The organism is Variovorax paradoxus, from assembly GCF_000834655.1.
Lineage (GTDB): Bacteria > Pseudomonadota > Gammaproteobacteria > Burkholderiales > Burkholderiaceae_C > Variovorax > Variovorax paradoxus_F.
Window position 1 is genome coordinate 1 of record NZ_JXQQ01000053.1, and the last position, 20,845, is coordinate 20,845.

Genomic DNA, 20,845 nt, shown 5'->3' on the forward strand with positions numbered 1-20,845 from the left:
GCGACCACCGAGACGCCTTACTTCCAGGTGGGCGAATCCAAGTACGGCAAGCCCGTGCTCGACCGGGTGCTCACGCCCGAAACGCCGCTGGACGAAGCCGCCAAGTGCGCGCTGGTGTCGATGGACTCGACGATGAAGTCGAACCTCTCGGTCGGCCTGCCGCTCGACCTGGTTGTGTACGAAGCCAACAAGTTCGAGACCGACCGTGTGATCTGCATCGACGCCGACAACCCCTACTACCGAATGATGCACAACAGCTGGGGCCAGAAGCTGCGCGAGGTGTTCGACAGCATCGAGGACCCGGTGTGGGACGACAGCCATACCGAGCATCCGCTGAAGATGCCGGCCACGCGGCACGGCGCGCTGCGCAAGATATCGACGCCCGACGAAAAGCTGATTTGAACGCGGCCTCGGCCATGGCCATGCCGCCCGTCGTCTTCTCGCACGGCAACAGCTTTCCCGCGAGCACCTACCGCGTCCTGCTCGACAGCGTGCGCAGCCGCGGCTTCGAGGTCGATGCCATCGAGAAATTCGGGCACGACCCGAAGTACCCCGTCACCGACAACTGGCCGCACCTGGTGCAGCAGCTGGCCGATTTCGCGCAGGTGCGCGCCGACCGCGCGGGCGGGCCGGTGTTCCTGGTCGGCCATTCGCTCGGCGGATTCCTGAGCCTCATGTGCGCCGCACTGCACCCGGCGCTCGCGCGCGGGGTGGTGCTGATCGATTCGCCCATCCTCGGCGGCTGGCGGGCGAACACGCTCAATGTGGTCAAGCGCACGCCGTTCATGAAGCGCATTTCGCCCGGCGCCATCAGCCGCAAGCGAAAGAACACCTGGGCGCACCGCGAGGCGGTGTTCGAGCATTTCCGCAGCAAGAAGGCGTTTGCGAAGTGGGACGAGCAGGTGCTGCACGACTACATCGACCACGGCACCTTCGACGGCGATGCCGACGGTGAAGACAACCGCCAGCTGAGCTTCGACCGCGACGTGGAAACCGCGATCTACAACACCCTGCCCCACAACCTGGCCGCGCTGCTGCGCAAGCACCCGCTCAAGTGCAAGGCGGCGTTCATCGGCGGGCGGCAGTCGGTCGAGATGAAGCAGGTGGGCATGGCGATGACCGAGCAGGTGACCAAGGGACGCATCGCGATGCTCGACGGCACGCACCTCTTTCCGATGGAAAAGCCGCTGGCCACGGCCGCGGCGCTCGAGGCTGCGCTACGCAACCTGCTCTGAGGCCGGGCGGCATTCGATGCCGTCGCCCACACGCATCACGCCGCCTCGAATGACCCGGGCCGTGACGCCGCCGTGCCCGCGCATGGCGTTGTAGCCGCCGGGGCCCAGCAACTCCTCCATCCGCGAACAGGGCTCGCAGGGCCCGCTGACCTCGAGCAGCACCTCGGCGCCGATCGCCAGCACCAGCGGCTGGTCGCGAAACAGCGAACGCGCCGCGATCAGGTTCAGGCCCGTGACGACGAGGTTGCGGCGCAGCCCCTGTGCATCGACCTGCGCATGGCCGGTGAGCGCGGCGATCACGGGCAGGTGCTCCTGCTGGATCAGAGACACCTGCCGCTTGCCGCCGGGGCGCGCGGCGCTGCTGCTGCGGTCGCCCTCCAGCCCGAGCCCCTGCACCGCGAGCACCTGCGCGACCGGCAGCACCGGCGCGCGCCTCGCGGGGCGCAGCAGGATGGCGTCGAGGCGGCCGGGCCGGGCGAATTGCCGGGTCAGTTCATGGAGGTCGGGCATGCGGGAATTGTCCATGCGGGTTTTTTTGCGCGGCGAGGGCGGGCCGACGCACTCGCGCCTTTGGGATGCAACGACATCACGGAGCCCGCCCGCACGCCCGACAGGCTGCTCGGAGCACGCTGCGGCCTGCGCGGGCGCGGAGGCTAACGCAACTGGTGGCGGTGGGTACCCTGAGTGGCGGCGTCACGCTCGATTGAACGGCAAGCGGCGCGCTGGCCGCTGACCAACGCGCCGGGGCCGTTTTCCCCAATGAAGCATTCCGGACAGAGCGATCGTTTCGCCCATCCGAAAGTCACCGTCTTTTCACTTATGTGACTCGCAGATACAACTGCAATATTCTGCAACAATCCTCCGTATAAGTAAAAACGTCCTAACAGGCCAACTCCCGTCAAAATTCTGCCCACATGTCCAATTTGCAACTGGAAGACGTCGAAGCCGTTTCCTTGAGCCCCGCATTGGTGGTCGAAGACGACCCCGCGATGCGTGAACGGCTGGGCTACGTGCTGTCCACGCTCGGCTGCGACGAGCCGCGGATCGCCTGGGCCGACAGCGTAACGGCGGCCAAGGAACTGCTCCAGGAAAACGACTACGGCGTGGCGCTGGTCGACATCGGCCTGCCCGACGGCAGCGGCGTCGAGTTGATCGGCTGGATGCAGGCGCTGCACCCGAAGGTGCCCGCGGTGGTGGTCTCGGCCTGGCGGACCGAGGAGATCATCTTCTCCGCGCTGCGGGCCGGCGCCATCGGCTATCTGCTCAAGGAGCGCGACGATCTCGAACTGAGCATCGCGCTGCGCAGCATCGAGCAAGGCGGCGCGCCCATCGATCCGGCGATTGCACGCCGCATCCTCGGCTGGCTCGCGGCGCAGCAGACCTCGCTGTCGACGGTGCTCGCGGCCGATGCGCCTCCACCGCTGCCCGTGGCGCTGACACCGCGCGAGCGCAAGATCCTCGAACTCGTGGCGCAGGGGCTGAGCAACCGCGACATGGCCGAGTCGCTGTCGATCTCGCGGCTCACGGTGGAATGCCACACCAAGAACATCTACCGCAAGCTGGCCGTCACCTCGCGCACCGAGGCGGTTTTCCAGGGTCGCAGGCACGGCCTTCTGCGCTGACCGGCGCGCGTCGCTTCACCAGGCGTAGCCCGCCTGCACGCGCGCGGCGACGCGGTTGTTGCTGCCGCTGCTGGTCGCCGTGGAAACACCCACCCCCAGGTTCAGTTTGTCGTTGACCTGGTAGCCGAAGGCTGATGCGCCGGCAAAGTTGCCGACGGCCGCCCCCATACAGTTGCTGCCCAAAGCCTGCGTCGGCATCGAGCCCGTGGACCTGCTGCTCGCGCCGCCCGCGCCGTACTGCGCAGAGTTCGTTCTGTTATCAACGGGGCCATCCCGAGAACTGGTAAATGCAATGCCACGCCTAGAACATCGACCGCAGGACGTGCCGCGATGCGCGCCGCCGAGCCGACCGGCCCGCCGGGCGCACACGGCATGGCTTGCCTCGGCCTTGGGCGCTCTTTTTCTTTTCGCTGTCTCGTTCCTGCTTGTTGCCGCCGCGTCGAAGGCGCAGGCACAACAGCCTGCGCCGCCCGTGCCGCCCGCGCTCCACGTCGAAGCGGTGCGCGGCACCGTCTGGAACCAAATCGCCCCGCCCACAGACGGCTGGACGCCCGTCACCCTGCCCGACAGCTGGGCCGAACGCTGGCCGGGTTTCGATGGCGTGGTCTGGTACCGGCTCACCTGGAAGCAGCCCGCGCAGGCTGCCGAGGCAGGCCTGCTCCTGCACTACCTCAACATGGCGGGCGAGGTGTCGCTCAACGGCACGACGATCTCGCGCGACGAGAGTCTGGTCGAGCCGCTGACCCGCGCCTGGAACGTGCCGCGCTACTGGCTGCTGGCGCCGCCGCTCCTGAAGCCCGGCGCCGACAACACGCTGCTGGTGCGCGTCTCGGGCCTCTTCGCCTACCAGGCGGGGCTGGGTCCTGTGAGCCTCGGCCCGCCCGCCGCCCTGCAGGCGGACTACGAAAAGGAACGGCTCGTGCGTCGCGACCTGCAGGTGCTGGGCCTGGCGGTGAGCGCGGCGGTTTCCGCCTTCTTCGCGGCGCTGTGGCTGTTGCGCCGGCGCGAGACCGCCTACGGCTGGTTCGCGGTGATGTCGGTGCTGTGGCTGCTGTTCGGCTACAACCAGATCGCGACCAGCCCGTGGCCCTTTGCCAGCAACCACAGCTGGCAAGCGCTGAACACCTCGTTGTTCCTGGCGTTCTGCGTGTCGTACATCGTCTTCGCGTTGCGCTTTTGCGCATGGCGCATGCCGCGCCTGGAAGCCGCCGCGCTGCTGGTTGCGCTGGCCGGCGTGCTCGACCTGTGGCTGGCCAGCGGTGCGAGCCTGCCGGTGCATCGCGCCATCTGGACGCTGGCAGGCGGCCTCACGATCATTGCGGTGAACAGCGCGTCGATCCTGCACGCCCTGCGCCACCGCACGAGCCCGATGCGCTCGCTCGCGCCCTTCATGGCGGTGTCGGCGGCCACTGCCGCGCACGACCTGCTGGTGTTCACGCAGGTCATCGACAGCAACATCTACTACACGACCATGTCGTCGTACGTGCTGCTGCTGGGCATGGCGCTGACGCAGGCCGGGCGCTTCGTGAGCAGCCTGAAGCGCATCGAGAACTTCAACACCGAGCTGATCGAGGAGGTCAACGCCGCCAAGGCCGAGCTGGCCGCCACGCTCGCACAGCAGCATGCGCTGGAACTCGCGCACGCGCGCATCGGCGAGCGCGTGAACCTGGCGAGCGACCTGCACGACGGCCTGGGCGGCATGCTGGTGGGCAGCATCGCGACGCTGGAGCGCACGCCCGAGAATCTCTCCGCGCCCGAGCTGCTCGCGATGCTCAAGCGCCTGCGCGACGACCTGCGGCTGATCATCGAAGCCACCGGCCGCCACGACGGCGCGCGCGCTTTCGGCGAACTGCTCGCGCCGTTGCGGCACCGCACCTCGCAACTGCTCGATGCGAACGGCATCGATTGCCGCTGGCAGGTGTCGAACATCGAGACGCTGGAGCTGCCGCCGTCACAAAGCCTGGACCTGCTGCGCTTCCTGCAGGAGGCGCTGACCAACGTGCTCAAGCACAGCGCGAGCCGGCGCGTGGACGTGGCCGTGATGCGCGACGGCGCCGAGTTGAAGCTCAGCGTGCGCGACGACGGCCGCGGCTTCGTGGTCGATGGGACCGACAAGGCCTCGGGCACGGGCCTGCGCAGTCTGCGCGCCCGCGCACGCCGGCTCGGGGCCGAGCTTCAGTTGCAGTCGCAGCCCGGCGAAACGCAACTGGCGCTGCGGATGCCGCTGGCGCCCGCGGCCTGATCGACGCCTAGAGCTCGAGCACCAGCCGGCCTTCGCAGGCCCGCGAGCAGCAGGCCATCATCTTGGTGTTGGCATCGCGCTCCGAGCGGGTCAGCACCACGTCGCGATGATCGACCTTGCCGCCGAGCACGCGCACCTCGCACGAGCCGCACAGCCCCTCCTCGCAATCGCTCTGCACGTCGACGTTGGCGGCGCGCAGGGCGGACAACAGGGTCTGGTCCGGCGGCACCGCGACGACGATGCCGGAGTCCTTCAGTTCCACCTCGAAGGCATGCTCCTTCGATGGATCGAGCGTGGCGAGCGTCGACTCGAAGTGCTCGACCCGCAAGGCGCCTTCGGGCCACGCAGCGCAGCAGCGCTCGAGCGCTTCGAGCATGCGCAGCGGGCCGCAGGCATAGACCTGCGTGCCGGGCGTGGGCTGGGCGAGCAAGGCATCCAGGTCGTTGCGCCGGCCTTCGTCCGCGGCGTGGACGCGCAGGCGCTCGCCGTGCAGCGAGGCCAATTCATCGAGCAGCGCCATCGATGCGCGGCTGCGGCCGCTGTAGTGCAGTTCGTAGTCCATGCCCAGCGCCTTGGCGCGGCGCGCCATCGCGCTCACCGGCGTGATGCCGATGCCGCCCGCGATGAAGATGGCCTTCTTCGACGACTCGTCGAGCCGGAAGTGATTGCGCGGACCGCGAATGCGCAGCCGGGCGCCGGGCTTCGCATTGGCATGCACCCAGGCCGAGCCGCCGCGCCCGTCGGGCTCGTGCAGCACGGCGATCTCGAGCACGCCGGCTTCGTCGGGGTCGCCGCACAGCGAGTACTGGCGCGACAGCTCGGGCGTTCCGCATTCCACGTCGATGTGCGAGCCGGCGGTCCAGCGCGGCAGCGGCTTGCCGTCGGGCGAAACCAGTCGCAGCCGCACGATGCCGTCGGCCGCCGCGGTGGCGCGCTCCACCACGACGGGCCGCGCGATCGCGTGTCGCGAAGGCTCTCCGATGCGCACCGGCATCGGCACCGGCACGTCGCGCAGGCCGCGGTTCGCCCGCTCCGGATTCGCCGCCGGGTCCCACTCGACCCACAGGTGCTCCGGGCCGCGGAACGACGTGTTGGGCACATAGCTGAAGCGCTGCGCCGACAGGCGCATGTGCGGGAGCCGCCGCGTGAACTCGTCCAGGAAGACCTGCATCTCCATGCGCGCGAGGTTCTTGCCCATGCACTGGTGCGAGCCGTAGCCGAAGGTCAGGTGGTCGCTCGCGTTGTCGCGGCGGATGTCGAAGAGGTCGGCATCGGAGAAATGCGCCTCGTCGTGGTTGGCCGACGAGGTGACGATCAGGAGCCGCGAGCCCGCGGGCAGATCGACGCCGCCGACCTGCGTGTCGGCCGTGACGAGGCGCCGCCATGCGGCCACCGAGCCGTTGTGGCGCAGGCACTCCTCCACCGCGTTGGGAATGAGCCCCGGGTCTTCGCAGAGCTCGCGCCACGCCTCGGGATGCTGCAGCAGCAGCTTCATCGCGTTGGCGGTGGCGTTGGCCGTGGTCTCGTGCGCGGCGACGATGCCGGCCATCATCATCGAATGCAGGTACGAGTCGGTCACCACCTCGGGGTGCAGCGCCTGCTTGCGGATGCCGTACTGCATCCAGCCGGGGGCGTCGGGGTTCTGCCTCATCTTCTCGAGCACCTTGCCGGCGTACTGCCAGAAGTTGCCGACCGCGTGCGCCACGGCCACCTGCTCCTCGGGCCTGGGGCGGCCCCAGGTGTTGACGGTGTGCGCAATCGAGTACTTGCGCAGCGTGTCCATGTCTTCCTCGGGCACACCGAGGAAGTGCAGCGCCACGGTGAGCGGAATCTCCCACAGCATCTGGTCGACGAGGTCGGCCTTGCCCTCGTCGATGAAGCGGTCGACGTAGGTGCGTGCGAGTTCGCGCACCAGCGGCTCGTGGTGCCGGAGCGCCTCGGGCGTGAACGGGTCCATCAGCACGCGGCGGCGCGGCATGTGGGCCGGCTCGTCCTCGTTCACGAGCGTGCGGTTCAGCGCGAAGCCGTAGGAGGCCAGCACGGCGTTCGCCTCCTCGCCGGTCGGGGTGATCTTCTCGAGCGCGTTCGACGGGCTGAAGGTGATGTTGTCGCGGAACACCGCCTTGATGTCGTCGTAGCGCGTGATCACCCAGTAGCCCAGCTTCGGGCTGTAGAAGATCGGCTCCTTCTCGCGCGCCCAGCGCACGTACTCGGGCGGGTCCTGCTGGTAGCCGTCCTCGAAGGGATCGAATTCGGCGGCGCGCACGCTCACCGGGCAGCCGGTAGGCGTGCGCTCCGCGGACAGCGGCCCGTGCGCGACAGGACAGCCGGAAGAACGTGGGGGAATGGCCGTGTCGGACATCGTCGGAACTCCTGGCTCGTCAGTCGAGCGTGATCTTCAGGTCGCGGATCAGCTTGTGCCAGCGCTCGGTCTCGCTCTTGAGCAGCGCGGTGTATTGCGCGGGCGTGTTGCCCACGGGCTCCACGCCGAAATCGATCATCCGCGTGCGCACGGAAGGCTCGTTGATGGCCGCCACGATCTGGCGGTTGAGCGTGTTCACCACCTCCGGCGGCGTGGCCGAGGGCACGACCACGCCGACCAGCGCGGCCGCCTCCACGTTCTTGTAGCCGAGCTCGGCGAAGGTGGGCACGTCGGGCAGCTGCGGCAGGCGCGTCGGGTTGGCCACCGCCAGCGCGCGGACCTTGCCGCCCTTGATGAATCCGGCCCCGGCGGCGAGGTCGACCATCATGGCCGGCAGCTGTCCGCCCACCACGTCGGCCAGCGCCGGCGCGGCGCCGCGGTACGGCACGTGGACCATGAAGAGGCCCGCCTCCACCTTGAGCAGTTCCATCGCGAGGTGGTGCGGGCTGCCGGCGCCCGCCGAGGCGTAGTTGATGCCGCCGGGTCGGGCCTTCGCCTTGGCGATGAAGTCCTTGGCGGAGGCGAAGTCGGAGTTGGCGCCGACCACCAGGATCATCGGGAACTTGCCCATCAGCGTGACGGGCGCGAGGTCTTTCGTCGGGCTGTAGGTCAGCGACTTGTAGAGCGCGGGGTTGAACACCAGCGTGCCGTTGTCGGCCGAGAGCAGCGTGTAGCCGTCGGCCGGCGCGCGCGCCGTCTCGGCGGCGGCCAGCGCGGTGTTGCCGCCGGGCTTGTTGTCCACCAGCACCGGCTGCGCGACCTGGGTGGAAAGCGTCTGCGCCACCGTGCGCGCAAGGAAATCGGAGCCCCCGCCGGCGGCATAGGGAACGATCCAGCGGATCGGCTTGGCGGGAAAAGTCTGTGCGCCGGCCGCCGCCGCGGCGGCGAGCGACAGGGCGGCGATGCAACGAACGAAGTGCTTCTTCATGGGGTGTCTCCTGGCTTTTTGTTTCGTATTGCGTAATTATCATACGCATTGCGTAACTCAAATTTCCGGGATATCCCTTGCCCATCGGCCGGCCTGCGCGCCCGGCCCGAGCACCTAACATGAGCCCGACATGACCCTCTCCACGGAACCCTCGCACACCTCCCTCCCCGCGCCTGCCGCCCGCGAAAGACGCCAGCGCGTCCAGTCCGCGGAAACCGGCATGGCGGTGCTGAAGGGCCTCGCGCACCTGGGCGGGCGCAGCAGCCTCACGGCGCTGTCGACCCACGTCGCCGAAAGTCCGGCCAAGGTGCACCGCTACCTCGCCAGCCTCATGGAAGAAGGCCTGGTGCTGCAGGACGCCGCTTCGCAGCATTACTACCTGGGCACGGAAGCCATCCAGATCGGGCTGGCCGCCATGCGGCAGGCCGACCCGATCCGCGCGGCCGAGCCCTGCCTGATCCGGCTGCGCGAATCGCTGGAGGTGACCTGCTTCGTCGCGGTCATGGGGAACAAGGGGCCGACCATCGTGCGCTTCGAGGAGCCGGGCCTGCCGGTCACGGTGAACGTGCGCGCGGGCTCGGTGATGTCGATGCTCTGGTCGGCCACCGGCCGCGCGTTCCTCGGGCTGCTGGACGAATCGCGGGTGCTGGCGCTGGCCGAGCAGGAACTGGCGCAGGCGACGGATGACATGCGCGCCACGCTCGATGCGGCGGACCCCATCGGCCAACTGCGCCGCGACGTGCAGAAGGCGCATTGCGCGAGCGTGAAGGACACCTACCTGCGCGGCATCAGCGCGGTGGCGGCGCCCGTGTACGACTATGCGGGCCGCGTGTGCGCCGTGCTGACGGCGCTGGGCGCGACGGGCGGGTTCGATCCGTCCATCGACGGGCCGATCGCCACCGCCGTGCGGGAGGAAGCCCGTGCCGCCAGTGCCATCCTCGGGTACGGCGAAAAGGGCGGCCGCGGCGCCTGAGCGCCGCGAGGGGCCGGCAGGGTCAGTCTGCCCAGACCACCGTGCCGGTCCACGCCGTCACCAGCACCACGATGCCGAAGGCGATGCGGTACCAGGCGAACGGAATGAAGTTGTGCGTGCTGATGAACTTCAGCAGCCAGCGCACGCACAGCCATGCGCTGATGAACGAGAACACGAGGCCCACGGCGAACAGCGGCACGTCGGCCATCGACAGCAGCGCGCGCTCCTTGTAGACGCTGTATGCGCCCGCGCCGATGAGCGTGGGGATCGCGAGGAAGAAAGAGAAATCGGTGGCCGCCTGGCGCGAGAGCCCGAGCAGCATGCCGCCGATGATGGTCGAGCCGCTGCGGCTCGTGCCCGGGATCATCGCAAAGCACTGCACGAGGCCGACCTTGAGCGCATCCCATGCCGTGAGGTCGTCCACATGCTCCACGCGCACCGAGCCCGGCGGCCGCTTCTCGGCCCACAGGATGATGAAGCCGCCGATGATGAAGGTGCTGGCCACCACGGTCGGGATGAACAGGTGCGCCTTGATCACCTTGCCGAACAGGAGGCCCAGCACCACCGCGGGCAGGAAACCGATGAGGATGTTGAGCGCCAGGCGCTGCGCCTTGGGTTGCCGCGGCAGCGCCACGACGGTCGACTTGATCTTCTGCCAGTAGACCAGGATCACCGCGAAGATCGCGCCGGTCTGGATGGCGATCTCGAACACCTTGCCCCGGTTGTCGCCGAAGCCGCCGAGCAGCGACCCCGCAAGAATCAGATGCCCTGTCGACGAGATCGGCAGGAACTCGGTCAGCCCCTCGACGATGCCCATGATGGCGGCCTTGACCAGCAAAACAATATCCACGCGTACTCCTTCAAAGAGCACCAATTATGGCGAGGCCATCGGTCAGCTTTTGTTCAGGCGCATGCGAGTACCGAATACCTAGTTCGGGGGATGTTCACTCGATACGCATCGACACATATTGGCGGCTCTTCTTTCATGTGCACCAAGGAGTCTTCATGCGAACCTTCATCCCCAAGGAGGAGCACGCATCGACCGCCGACGACCACGGCCAGGACCGCTTGAAGTGCCCCGAGGCCGTTGCACAGGAGCAATGCGAAGCCATCCGGCGCGTGGCCGAGGCCACCGGCGCTTCCACCCATGAACTGCGGATGCTGATGCAGCGCCTGGCCGACATCGACCGCTCGGGCTCGTGCGCCGGCATCGTTGCAGAGGGCAACATTGCCGCCGACCGGATGGAGGCCGAGATCCGGTTGCTCGACCTGGGCGACGGCTGCATCGCCGAGCAACGGGCCGAAGCCTGCCAGCGCATCGACTTCGGCCTGCTCGAGCCCCTCAACCCTGCGCAGGACAAGAAGTGGTACGCCCGCTGGAAGTTCTGGAGCTTCATCCTCGGCGCGGCCTGCCCTGTGGCCTCGCTCACCCTGCAAGGCCTGGCGCTGCGCCCGAGCGAACCCGGCGACGCGCACGCCGACCTCGTGGCCAAGGCGCGCAAGGTGCTGGAGAGCTGGCGCCGCACCTCCGACCCGCTCTTCTGGTCCGCCGTCGAAAACTATGTGCGGCAGCAGGCGTTCTCGCTGGAAACGCAGGCCTACCTCATGCACTGCATCGCCGCCGTGTTCAGCGGCGACGCCATGAAGCTGTCGAGCGAACAAAGCGAGCAGCTCGCGAGCCTTCTCACCGAGACCTACTGCGATGCGCTCGGCACCGCGGCCACGATGCCTTCGTCGGACATCTACCGGCGCCTGGCCGAAGGCCTGGAGGCGACCGACCGCGAGACCGGCCTGCGCCGGATGCTCGGGCGCAGCGACGCGGCGCAGATCGCGATGACCACGCTGGTCAACGCCATCGGCCACGGCGGCTCACGCTGAGCGCTGCGTCCGCTGGCGCAAGGCGCGCACCGCACTGTCGACCGTCGTGAGAATCGGCAGGCCGCTGGCTTCGGCAGAGACGGCACTGGCGCGCGCCATGCTGAACTGCGCCAGGGCGATGCGCGTGCAGCCGCGATCGCGCAGCACCGCGGCCTGCGCGGCTATGAGCGCGTCATGGCGCTGCACGTCGCCAGCATTCAGCGCATCGAGCGCGCCTTCGGCCAACGCAAGCTCCAGCGCGGCACCCGCGGGAAATTCGGGCGGCATCGAGACGAGCGTGGGTGCGAAGGTCGCGATCAGGCCCAGCCGCCCCTCCCCCTGCATCGCCTCGTCGATCATGGCCTCGTTGGGCTTGAGCACCGGAATGCCCGCATGCCGCCGCGCCACCGCCTCGATGCACGGCCCGAAGGCCGAGCAGGTGAAGAGGATGCCCTCGGCCCCCGTGTCGACCGCGTACTGCGCAAGGCGCTGGAAGCGCTCGTGCATCGACGCATCCAGGCCGCCCCCGCTGCGCGCGAGGTCGGCCGAGAGGCTGTCGTCCAGCAGGTTCATGCGCACCGCATCGGGCCAGTCGCGCGCAAAGGCTTCGTTGATGGGCGCGACCGAATGCGAGAGCGCGTGGACGAGGGCGATGCGTGTCATGCGAGGAACAGAGAGAAAGAGGGAAAGAGAGAAAGAGGGAAAGAGGGAAAGAGAGAGGCGTCAGAGAACGAACCCAGGCCCACCGATCAACCGCAGCCGTTCGGGCTGAGCTTGTCGAAGCCTTGCGCGGCTCTTCGCCAGGCTCAGCGTGAACGGCCCCGTCTTCATCGAAAGCGGCCTCGTGTCAGATGCCCTTGGACGACGGATTCGCGAAGGCCTCTTTCGTCTCGGCATTGAGCGGGTAGTTGATGTTGATGCCCTTGGGCGGAATCGGCGACATGAACCACTTGGCATAGAGCTTTTCCATCTCGCCCGACTTCATCATGCCCGAGACCACGCGGTCCACCAGCGCCTTGAAGGCCGCATCGTCCTTGCGGAACATGAGCGACTGGTTCTCGGTGCGCAGGCTCTCGCCGGTGATGACGAAGTCCTTCGGATTGCGCGCGTTGGCGATCTGCCCCGCCAGCAGGATGTCGTCGAGCACGAAGGCCTGCGCGCGGCCGGTCTCCACCAGCAGGAACGAGTCGCTGTGGTCCTTGCCCGCGAGGTTGTTCACCTCGAGACTGCGGCCGCGGTCGGCCTCGCGCAGCAGGCGGAACGACGTGGTGCCGCTGGTGGTGGCGACCGTCTTGCCCTGCAGGTCGGCGATGCTCCGGATGCCCGAATCGGCCTTCACGAGCATGCGCACGTTGTAGCGAAAGATGTCGGGCGAGAAGGCCACCTGCTTCTGGCGCTCGACCAGGTTGGTGGTGGAGCCGCACTCGATGTCCACCGTGCCGTTCTGCACCAGCGGAATGCGGTTGGCCGAAGTCACGGCCTGGTACTTGATCTCGATGGCCGGCAGCTTGAGCTCGGTCTTCACCGCCTCGACGATGCGGTTGCAGATCTCGATGCTGTAGCCCACCGGCTTCAGGTTGCCGTCCAGGTACGAGAAGCCGAACGACGACTCGCGATAGCCGAAGGTGATGGCGCCGCTCGCCTTGATCTTGGCGAGCGTGTCGCTCTCCTGCGCTTGCGCGGCAGCGAACGGCAACAGGGTGCAGGCCACCGCGAGGGCGGCAGCACCGAAGGAAATCGGCAGACGAAGCTTGGGCATGGAGGCGCTCCTCGGAACGGCGGGTTGAAGAAAACGGGCGGGGTGTCCGGCTAGCGCGCGGTAGCGCGCGTGACCGCATCGATGGAGGCCGCGAGCCGCGCGGCGATCTCCTGCAGGTCTTGCCTCGTGGCGATGAAGGGCGGCGCGAGCAGCACGTGGTCGCCCTGCCGGCCATCGACGGTGCCGCCGAAGGGGTAGCACAGGAGGCCGCGCGACATCGCGTCTTTCTTCACGAGCGCATGGACCTTGAGCGAAGGATCGAAGGGCGTCTTGCTCGCGCGGTCGGCGACCAGTTCGATGCCCCAGAAGAAGCCGCGTCCGCGGATGTCGCCCACGTGCGCGTGGTCGCCCAGCGCCTCGGCCAGCATCGCGCCGAAGGCCACGCCGTCTTCGCGCACCTTGGCGACGAGGCCGTCGCGGCGGATCACCCGCTGCACCGCGAGCGCCGCCGCGCAGCCCATCGGGTGGCCGAGGTAGGTGTGGCCGTGCTGGAAGAAGCCGCTGCCGCTGGACATGGCATCGACGATCTTCCGCTGCGCGAGGACCGCACCGATGGGTTGGTAGCCACCGCCCAGGCCCTTGGCGATGGTCATCAGGTCGGGCGCCACGCCCTCCTGCTCGCACGCATGCAGCGAGCCGGTACGGCCCATGCCGCACATCACCTCGTCGAGGATCAGCAGCACGCCGTACTTGTCGCACACGGCACGCACCGCCTTGAAGTAGCCCGGCACCGGCGTGAGCACGCCGGCCGTGGCGCCGCCCACCGTTTCGGCGACGAAGGCGATCACGCGGTCCGCGCCCTGCGCGACGATGGCCGCTTCGAGCTCGGCCGCGAGGCGCAGTCCGTATTGCTCGGCGCTCTCGCCCGCGCGCTGTTCGCGGTACGGATAGCACGGCGACACATGCGTGGCCGGCACGAGGATCGGCGCGAAGGGTTCGCGGCGCCACGCGTTGCCGCCCACCGCGAGCGCGCCCAGCGTGTTGCCGTGGTAGCTCTGGCGGCGCGCGATGAAATGCGTGCGCTGCGGCTGGCCGATCTCCACGAAGTACTGCCGTGCCATCTTGAGCGCCGACTCCACCGCCTCGGAACCGCCGCTCACCAAGTATGCGTGGCTCATGCCGTCGGGCGCGGAGCCGATGAGCTCGTCGGCCAGCTGCTCGGCCACTTCGCTCGTGAAGAAGCTGGTGTGCGCATAGGCCAGCTTGTCGAGCTGTGCGTGCATGGCGGCCAGCACCTCGGGGTGCGCATGTCCGAGCGACGACACGGCCGCACCACCCGAGGCATCGAGGTACTCGCGGCCCTCGGCGTCGCGAATGAACATGCCCTTCGAACTGGCGGCGACGGGCGGGGTTTGGCGAAGACTGCGGTGAAAGACGTGCGTCATGGCGTTGGAAATCTGGAACGGTCTTTGGAACTAACGTTTCGGTCGAATTATTGTTTGGAACATTTGTTCCGTCAACTGTTTCATCGTTCCATGTCCGGTACATTCGTTCCAACCGCAGCCAGAAGGGAGACACCGCCATGGGCGCCAGAGACCAGATCCGCCAGCGCTTCAACGAGCTGAGCCCCGCCCTGCAGCAGGTGGCGCGCTATGTGCTCGACCACCCCAACGAAGTCGTCACCGCCTCGATGCGCAACGTCGGCACGCGCGCGCAGAGCACGCCCGCCACGCTGGTGCGTTTCGCGCAGCACCTCGGCTATGCGGGGTGGCCGCAGCTCAAGGAAGCCTTCGCGGGCGACATGGGCCTGGGCACAGAGACCTACGGCGGGCGCGCCAAGCAGCTCGTCGGCCGCTCGCAGGACCGCGGCCTCACGGGCGAGATGTTCGAGGTGCAGCGCCGCAACCTCGAGGCCACGCACCAGCAGAGCGAGCAGGCGCTGCAGAAGGCCTGCGCGCTGATCGAAAAGGCGCCGGCCGTGCATGCGGCAGGGTTTCGCGCGTGCTTCCCGATCGCGTTCTCGTTCGTCTATGTGTACCGGCTCTTCCGCGCGAGCGTGCACCTGGTCGACGGCCAGGGCGGCTCGCTGGAGATGCAGCAGCGCGCCTTCGCCAAGGGCGATGCGCTGGTGGTGGCGAGCTTCGCGCCCTACTCCCGCGAGGCGCTGCAGGTGGCCGAAGCGGCCAAGGCGGCCGGCTGCCGCATCGTCGCGATCACCGACAGCGTGACCTCCCCGCTCTCGCTGCTGGCGGACGAGACGCTGCTCTTCACGATCAACAGCCCGTCGTTCTTTCCGTCGGTCGCCGCCGGCGTGGCGGTGACCGAGGCGCTGGTCGAGCTGCTCGCGAGCCGCGCGGGTAAGCCGGGCATCAAGCGCATCGACCAGGCCGAGGCGCAGCTCTTCGAGTCGGGTGCGTACCTTTTGCCTCCCGTTTCACGCGGATAGACGGCCGGCCGGAGACGGAACCCTGCCCGAACGCGGGTGTCCAACCCCTGTCGCGGCGCCTTGTCGCGACAGGAGGTAATGACCATGAAGCAAGTGAAGCATTGGCAAGACCCCGTCAACGCCGTCGCCGGCGCCTGGCTGATCGTCTCGCCCTGGGTCCTGGGCTTTCAGGGCATCTCGCCCGCCATGTGGACCATGGTGGCAACCGGCATCGTGCTGGGCGCCGTGGCACTGGGCGCGACCTTCGTGCCGAAGCAGTGGGAAGAGTGGACCGAGGTGGCGCTCGCGGTGTGGCTTGCCGCATCGCCGTGGCTGCTCGGTTTCGCCGCGATGGAAACGGCGATGGTGAACGCGGTGCTCGTGGCCGCGCTGATCCTGGTGCTCGCCCTCTGGGTGCTGGTGACCGACAAGGACTACCTTGGCGGTGCGTTGAACCGTCCGGCGCACTGAACGAGCGCGCCGTGAAACGAGGCTCGCCGCAGAGGCGGTGAGGCCGACGGGATGGGCCGCACGATGCCCATCCGCGAAACCGCCCTCCTCGCCTGCTTCTTTCCTATTGCGCGCGAGGGACGGTGGGTTGTTGTTGCGCCGTGGCCGCGGTGCCGTCCGGGCTGTTCATCCAGTCGGCCTGCCAGCCACCGCCCATCGCCTGGATGAGCGCGATCGCCGAAGCCTGGCGGTTGACCTGCAGTTGCACCAGCGCGCGCCGCGCGCTGAGGGCAGCCGCTTGCGCCGTCACGACTTCGGTGTAGCTTACCTGCGCCGCGCGATAGCGGTTGAGCAACTGCTGCTCGGTCTTGTCGGCCGCGAGCGTGGCTTCGCGGCGCAGGCCCTCCTGCTGGGCGAGCGCGGCGCCCGTCGTCAGTTGGTCTTCCACCGCCTGGAATGCGGTGAGCACCGTCTGGCGGTAGCGCGCCACGGCGGCTTCGTGGCCGGCCTTGGCGGCATCGACGCTCGCGCCAATGGCGCCCGCATCGAACACCACCTGCGCCACCGAGAAGCCGAGCGACCACAGCGTGTTGGCTGAGCTGAACAGGTCCTTGACTCGGCTCGCATTGCTGCTGCCGATCGATGCCATGAGCGGGATGTTGGGGAAATACGCGGCGCGCGCAATGCCGATCTGCGCATTGGCGGACGCCACCGAGCGCTCCGCCGCCGCGATGTCGGGCCGGCGCTGCAGCAGCGTCGAGGGCACGCCGGTCGGCACGCCGGGCACCGTGGGCGTCCATTTCGCGGCCGGCAGCGTGAAGTCGGCGGGCGCCACGCCCACCAGCATCGCGATGGCGTGTTCCAGCGTGGCGCGCGTGCGCGCGAGGCCTACGCGATCGGCCTTGGCATTGACCAACTGCGTCTGCGCCTGCAGCACGTCGGTCTGCGCGGAAATGCCCGCCGCATAGCGGTTGCTCGTGATCTCGTAGGCGCGCTGGTAGCCCGCGATGGTTTCGTCGAGCAGCACGATCTCGGCGTCGGCTTCGCGCAGCGAGAAGTAGTTGGTCGCGAGGTCGCCGATGGCCGAGAGGCGCGCCGCCGCGAGGTCGGCTTCGCTCGCCTGCGCATTGGCCTGCGCGCTGCTCACCGCTTCGCGCAGGCGCCCCCAGACGTCGGGCGTCCAGCTGGCATTGAGCGAGGCGGAAAAACTGTTCGACGGGCTCGCCGTCTCGCTGTTGCTGTTCACGTTGCCGCTGCGCCGGCCGCTGCCGCTGAACGACACCGAGGGGAACAGCGCTGCGCGCTCGCCGCGCACCAGCGCCTGGGCCTGCGTGTAGTTGGCCACCGCGGCGGCGATGTTCTGGTTCGACACCTGCACGCGGCCGGCGAGTTCGTCGAGCGTCGGGTCGGCGAAGAGCTTCCACCATTCGCCGCGGTCCAGCGCATCGGCCGGCGCGGCGGGCAGCCAGCCTTCGGCGGTCTGCTGTTCCTTCCAGGCCGTGGACGAGGCGGAGGTCGGCACCTGGTAGGCCGGCCCGACCGCGCAGCCCGCGAGCAACGCGGCAAGCGCGAGCGAGGTGAGCGCGAAGCGTCTCGATCGGAAAGTGGAAATCAATGAGTTCATGGTGTTGTTCTCAAGCGGGCGTGGCACGACCGAGCTCGTGTTCGTTCTTGCCACGGCGGCGCAGCTTGTCGAGCAGGAGATAGACGACCGGCGTTGTCAGCAAGGTCAGCAGCTGGCTCGCGATCAGCCCGCCGATGATCGCCACGCCCAGCGGCCGGCGCAATTCCGCGCCCTCGCCGAAACCGATGGCCAGCGGCAGCGCGCCGAGCGCCGCGGCCATCGTGGTCATCAGGATGGGCCGGAAGCGCAGCAGGCAGGCCTCGCGCACCGCCTCCAGCGGCGTGAGTCCGCGCGAGCGTTCGGCCTCCAGCGCGAAGTCGATGATCAGGATGGCGTTCTTCTTCACGATGCCGATCAGAAGGAACACGCCGATCAAGGCAATGATCGAGAACTCCATGCGGAACATCAGCAGCGCCAGCACCGCGCCCACGCCGGCCGAAGGCAGCGTCGAGAGCACGGTGATCGGATGCACCAGGCTTTCGTAGAGGATGCCCAGCACGATGTAGATCACGATCAGCGCGGCCAGGATCAGCATGACCTGCTGGGCCTGCGACTGCTGCGCGCTGGCCGCGGTGCCGGCGAACGCGCCGCGCACGTTGGTGGGCATCGCGATGTTGGCCTCGGCCTTGGCGATGGCCTCGCGCGCATCGCCCAAGTTCGCGCCTTCGGCGAGGTTGAACGAGATCGTGGTGGCGAGCTCGCCGTCGTCGTGGCTCACCGAGGTGGCGACCGATTGCTCCTCGAACTTGGCCACCGCCGACAGCGGCACCAGCGTGGTGGGCGTGTTGCTCAGCACGTTGCCGGTCGATGCGCCGCGCAAGCCCGCGTTGGCCGAAACGGGCACCGTGGTGCTCGCGGCCGTGGCGGTCGATGCGGCGCCGCCGGTGGTCGAGGTGGTGGTGGCCGTCGCCGCCACCTGCGTGGTCACCGTCTGCCCGCCGATGACCGAGGTGCGGGTGGCCGGCACGTACACGTCGCTCAACGAATTGGGGCTGCGCGTGTAGCGCGGCGCCCACTCCATCACCACGTGGTACTGGTTGAGCTCGGTGTAGATCGTCGCCACCTGTCGCTGGCCGAAGGCGTTGTAGAGCGCGTTGTCGATCGCCGTGGAGGTGAGGCCGAGGCGCCGCGCGCTGTCGGGGTCGACCTTGGCCACCGTTTCCACACCGTTCTGGTCCTGGTCGGTGTCCACGTCGGTGAGCAGCGGCTGCAGCTTCAGCTCGTCGGACAGCTTCGTGGCCCAGCTGCGCAGGTCCGCGAGGTTGTCGCTCTTGAGCGTGTACTGGTAGGTGGAGTTGCTCGAGCGCCCGCCCGAGCGCACGTCCTGCACGGTGCCCAGGAACACGCGCAAGCCCGTCACCTCGTTGAGCTGGGGCCGCAGGCGCGCGATGACGGCCAGGCCGCTTTCGGTGCGCTGGTTGGCCGGCTTCAGGTTGACGAACATGAAACCGCCGCCCGCCCGCGAGCCGCCGGTGAAGCCGATCACCGTATCGACCGCCGGGTCCTTGCGGATGATGTCGACCACCTGGCGCATCTTGGCCGCCAGCGCCTGCGACGAGATGCTCTGGTCGGCGCGCAGCCCCCCGTTGAGCTGGCCGCTGTCCTGCTGCGGGAAGAAGCCCTTGGGCGCGGCGCTGAAGAGGTAGACGTTCAACCCCACCACCGCCACCAGGATGAGCATGACCAGCGCCTTGCTGTCGAGCGCCCAATCCAGGCTGTACTCGTAGCGCTTGAGCACCCAGTCGTAGCTGCGCGCGGCCATGCGACCGAGGCGCCCCTGCGGCTTGTTCTTGTCGTGCTCGCCACCGGGCTTGAGCAGCCACGCGCACATCATCGGCGTGGTGGTGAGCGAGATGACCAGCGAGATCATCACCGCCGCCGACAGCGTGATCGCGAATTCCCGAAAGAGCCGCCCCACCTGCCCGCCCATGAAGAGCAGCGGAATGAACACCGCCACCAGCGACACGCTGATCGACAGCACGGTGAAGCCCACTTCCTTGGCCCCGAGCAGCGCCGCCTTCATGCGCGACATGCCCGCCTCGATGTGCCGGCTGGTGTTCTCCAGCACCACGATGGCGTCGTCCACCACGAAGCCTGTGGCCACCGTGAGCGCCATGAGGCTCAGGTTGTTGAGGCTGAAGCCCAGCAGGTACATCACCCCGAAGGTGCCCAGGAGCGCGGCGATCGTCGCCACGGCCGGCACGATGGTCGCGCGCACGCTGCGAAGGAAAAGGCTCACCACCAGCACCACCAGCAGCACCGAGATGACCAGCGTCGCCTCCACCTCGTGCAGCGAACTGCGGATGGAATTCGTGCTGTCCGAGGCGACCTGCAACGTCACGTCGGGCGGCAGCTGCGCCTGCAGTTCGGGCAGCAGCGCGCGCACGCTGTCCACGGTCTCGATGATGTTGGCCGAGGGCTGCCGCGTGATGAGGATGATGATCGCCGGCTCGCCGTTGAAGAGGCCGAGCGTGCGCGTGTCTTCCACGCCGTCGATCACCTCGGCCACGTCCTGGAGCCGCACCGCCGCGCCGTTGCGCCAGGCCACCACCATCGAGGCGTAGTCGCTGGCGCGCAGGGCCGGCGTCTGCGTGTAGATCTGCAGCTTCCGGCCGTCGCCCTGCACCATTCCCTTGGGGCGGTTGGCGTTGGAGGCCTGGATGGCGGCGCGCACGTCCTCGGTGCTGATGCCGTAGCGGTTGAGCGCGAACGGGAGCAGTTCGATGCGCACCGCGGGGAGCGAGCCGCCGCCGATTTCGACGTCGCCCACGCCGTCTACTTGAGACAGGCGCTGGCTCACGATGTTCGAGACGGCGTCGTAGATCTGGCCCGGGGTCTTCGTCTTTGACGTGAGGGCCAGGATGATGACGGGCGACGCTGCCGGGTTGGCCTTGCGGTAGGTCGGGTTGCTTCTGAGGGTGGCTGGCAGGTCGACGCGGCTCGCGTTGATGGCGGCCTGCACTTCTCTGGCGGCGCCGTCGATGTTGCGGCTCAGGTCGAACTGGAGGGTTACCCGGGAGGAGCCCACCGAGCTTGTGGACGTCATTTCGTTGACGCCTGCGATGGTGCCTAGGTGGCGCTCCAAAGGCGTTGCCACGCTGGTGGCCATCGTCTCTGGGCTTGCTCCGGGGATCGAGGCTCTTACCGAGATGACTGGGTAGTCGACTTGGGGGAGGGGCGAGACGGGGAGGACGAAGAACGCGGCTATGCCTGCTAATGCGATGCCTATCGTTAGCAGGACTGTGCCTATGGGTCTTCTGACGAAGGGGAGCGACAGGTTCATTGCTGCTTCTCCTCCTGGGGGCGGAGGCCGGGTCTCGCCCCGGCGGGCGACTTACTTTCTTTTGCTTCGCCAAAAGAACGTAAGC

General features: G+C 68.2%; 17 protein-coding genes and 1 pseudogene. 8 read left to right on the forward strand and 10 right to left on the reverse strand.

Features of this window, described 5'->3' with window-relative positions; genetic code table 11:
• Window positions 1-402: pseudogene (locus RT97_RS21900) on the forward strand (peptidase); the annotation flags it as partial.
• Window positions 403-416: 14 nt separating this feature from the next.
• Window positions 417-1,235 (forward strand): alpha/beta hydrolase, encoded by an 819-nt coding sequence (locus RT97_RS21905; protein ID WP_172672238.1) that lies wholly within the window; start codon window positions 417-419, stop codon window positions 1,233-1,235.
• Here the strand turns inward: RT97_RS21905 and RT97_RS21910 are convergent.
• Window positions 1,218-1,745, reverse strand: a complete 528-nt coding sequence (locus RT97_RS21910) for an MOSC domain-containing protein (protein ID WP_042580951.1) — start codon at window positions 1,743-1,745, stop codon at window positions 1,218-1,220. The two genes, RT97_RS21905 and RT97_RS21910, sit on opposite strands and share 18 nt — an antisense overlap.
• A gap of 404 nt (window positions 1,746-2,149) precedes the next feature.
• Between RT97_RS21910 and RT97_RS21915 the strand changes: the two genes are divergently transcribed.
• Window positions 2,150-2,857, forward strand: coding sequence for a response regulator transcription factor (locus RT97_RS21915; RefSeq protein ID WP_042580939.1), 708 nt, complete (start codon window positions 2,150-2,152; stop codon window positions 2,855-2,857).
• Window positions 2,858-2,872: 15 nt separating this feature from the next.
• On the opposite strand, the gene RT97_RS32605 is transcribed toward RT97_RS21915, so the two are convergent.
• Window positions 2,873-3,055, reverse strand: coding sequence for a hypothetical protein (locus RT97_RS32605; protein ID WP_253278287.1), 183 nt, complete (start codon window positions 3,053-3,055; stop codon window positions 2,873-2,875).
• 274 nt (window positions 3,056-3,329) lie between these two features.
• Between RT97_RS32605 and RT97_RS21920 the strand changes: the two genes are divergently transcribed.
• Complete coding sequence (locus RT97_RS21920; protein ID WP_253278288.1) at window positions 3,330-5,099, forward strand: sensor histidine kinase; 1,770 nt, start codon at window positions 3,330-3,332, stop codon at window positions 5,097-5,099.
• Window positions 5,100-5,106: 7 nt separating this feature from the next.
• On the opposite strand, the gene RT97_RS21925 is transcribed toward RT97_RS21920, so the two are convergent.
• A complete protein-coding gene (locus RT97_RS21925; RefSeq protein ID WP_042580940.1) occupies window positions 5,107-7,461 on the reverse strand; it encodes a cytochrome P450/oxidoreductase in 2,355 nt (784 codons plus the stop codon).
• A 19-nt stretch (window positions 7,462-7,480) separates the two neighbouring features.
• Window positions 7,481-8,449, reverse strand: coding sequence for a Bug family tripartite tricarboxylate transporter substrate binding protein (locus RT97_RS21930; RefSeq protein ID WP_042580941.1), 969 nt, complete (start codon window positions 8,447-8,449; stop codon window positions 7,481-7,483).
• A 130-nt stretch (window positions 8,450-8,579) separates the two neighbouring features.
• On the opposite strand from RT97_RS21930, the gene RT97_RS21935 reads away from it, so the two are divergent.
• The gene (locus tag RT97_RS21935; protein ID WP_042580942.1) at window positions 8,580-9,422 is read left to right on the forward strand and encodes an IclR family transcriptional regulator; all 843 of its coding nucleotides are present in this window, start codon (window positions 8,580-8,582) and stop codon (window positions 9,420-9,422) included.
• Window positions 9,423-9,444: 22 nt separating this feature from the next.
• On the opposite strand, the gene RT97_RS21940 is transcribed toward RT97_RS21935, so the two are convergent.
• Window positions 9,445-10,272 (reverse strand): undecaprenyl-diphosphate phosphatase, encoded by an 828-nt coding sequence (locus tag RT97_RS21940; RefSeq protein WP_042580943.1) that lies wholly within the window; start codon window positions 10,270-10,272, stop codon window positions 9,445-9,447.
• Window positions 10,273-10,427: 155 nt separating this feature from the next.
• On the opposite strand from RT97_RS21940, the gene RT97_RS21945 reads away from it, so the two are divergent.
• Complete coding sequence (locus RT97_RS21945) at window positions 10,428-11,300, forward strand: hypothetical protein (RefSeq protein WP_042580944.1); 873 nt, start codon at window positions 10,428-10,430, stop codon at window positions 11,298-11,300.
• On the opposite strand, the gene RT97_RS21950 is transcribed toward RT97_RS21945, so the two are convergent.
• From RT97_RS21950 to RT97_RS21960, 3 genes are all read right to left on the reverse strand, one after another.
• Window positions 11,292-11,942 carry an aspartate/glutamate racemase family protein gene (locus tag RT97_RS21950; protein WP_042580945.1) on the reverse strand — a complete coding sequence of 217 codons (651 nt, stop codon included), beginning with the start codon at window positions 11,940-11,942 and terminating at the stop codon, window positions 11,292-11,294. The genes RT97_RS21945 and RT97_RS21950 overlap by 9 nt on opposite strands.
• Window positions 11,943-12,126: 184 nt before the next feature.
• Window positions 12,127-13,038: a transporter substrate-binding domain-containing protein gene (locus RT97_RS21955; RefSeq protein WP_042580946.1), complete on the reverse strand. Its 912-nt coding sequence runs from the start codon at window positions 13,036-13,038 to the stop codon at window positions 12,127-12,129.
• Window positions 13,039-13,088: 50 nt separating this feature from the next.
• Complete coding sequence (locus RT97_RS21960; protein WP_042580947.1) at window positions 13,089-14,423, reverse strand: aspartate aminotransferase family protein; 1,335 nt, start codon at window positions 14,421-14,423, stop codon at window positions 13,089-13,091.
• A gap of 137 nt (window positions 14,424-14,560) precedes the next feature.
• On the opposite strand from RT97_RS21960, the gene RT97_RS21965 reads away from it, so the two are divergent.
• Together RT97_RS21965 and RT97_RS21970 are read left to right on the forward strand one after the other, a co-directional pair.
• Entirely contained in the window at window positions 14,561-15,424 is an 864-nt protein-coding gene (locus RT97_RS21965; protein WP_042580948.1) for a MurR/RpiR family transcriptional regulator, read from the forward strand.
• Between the two features lie 84 nt (window positions 15,425-15,508).
• The gene (locus tag RT97_RS21970; protein WP_042580953.1) at window positions 15,509-15,874 is read left to right on the forward strand and encodes an SPW repeat protein; all 366 of its coding nucleotides are present in this window, start codon (window positions 15,509-15,511) and stop codon (window positions 15,872-15,874) included.
• Window positions 15,875-15,977: 103 nt separating this feature from the next.
• Here the strand turns inward: RT97_RS21970 and RT97_RS21975 are convergent, their stop codons facing one another.
• The gene (locus RT97_RS21975; RefSeq protein WP_042580954.1) at window positions 15,978-17,477 is read right to left on the reverse strand and encodes an efflux transporter outer membrane subunit; all 1,500 of its coding nucleotides are present in this window, start codon (window positions 17,475-17,477) and stop codon (window positions 15,978-15,980) included.
• A gap of 10 nt (window positions 17,478-17,487) precedes the next feature.
• Window positions 17,488-20,760, reverse strand: coding sequence for an efflux RND transporter permease subunit (locus tag RT97_RS21980; RefSeq protein WP_042580949.1), 3,273 nt, complete (start codon window positions 20,758-20,760; stop codon window positions 17,488-17,490).
• Window positions 20,761-20,845 lie beyond the last annotated feature (85 nt).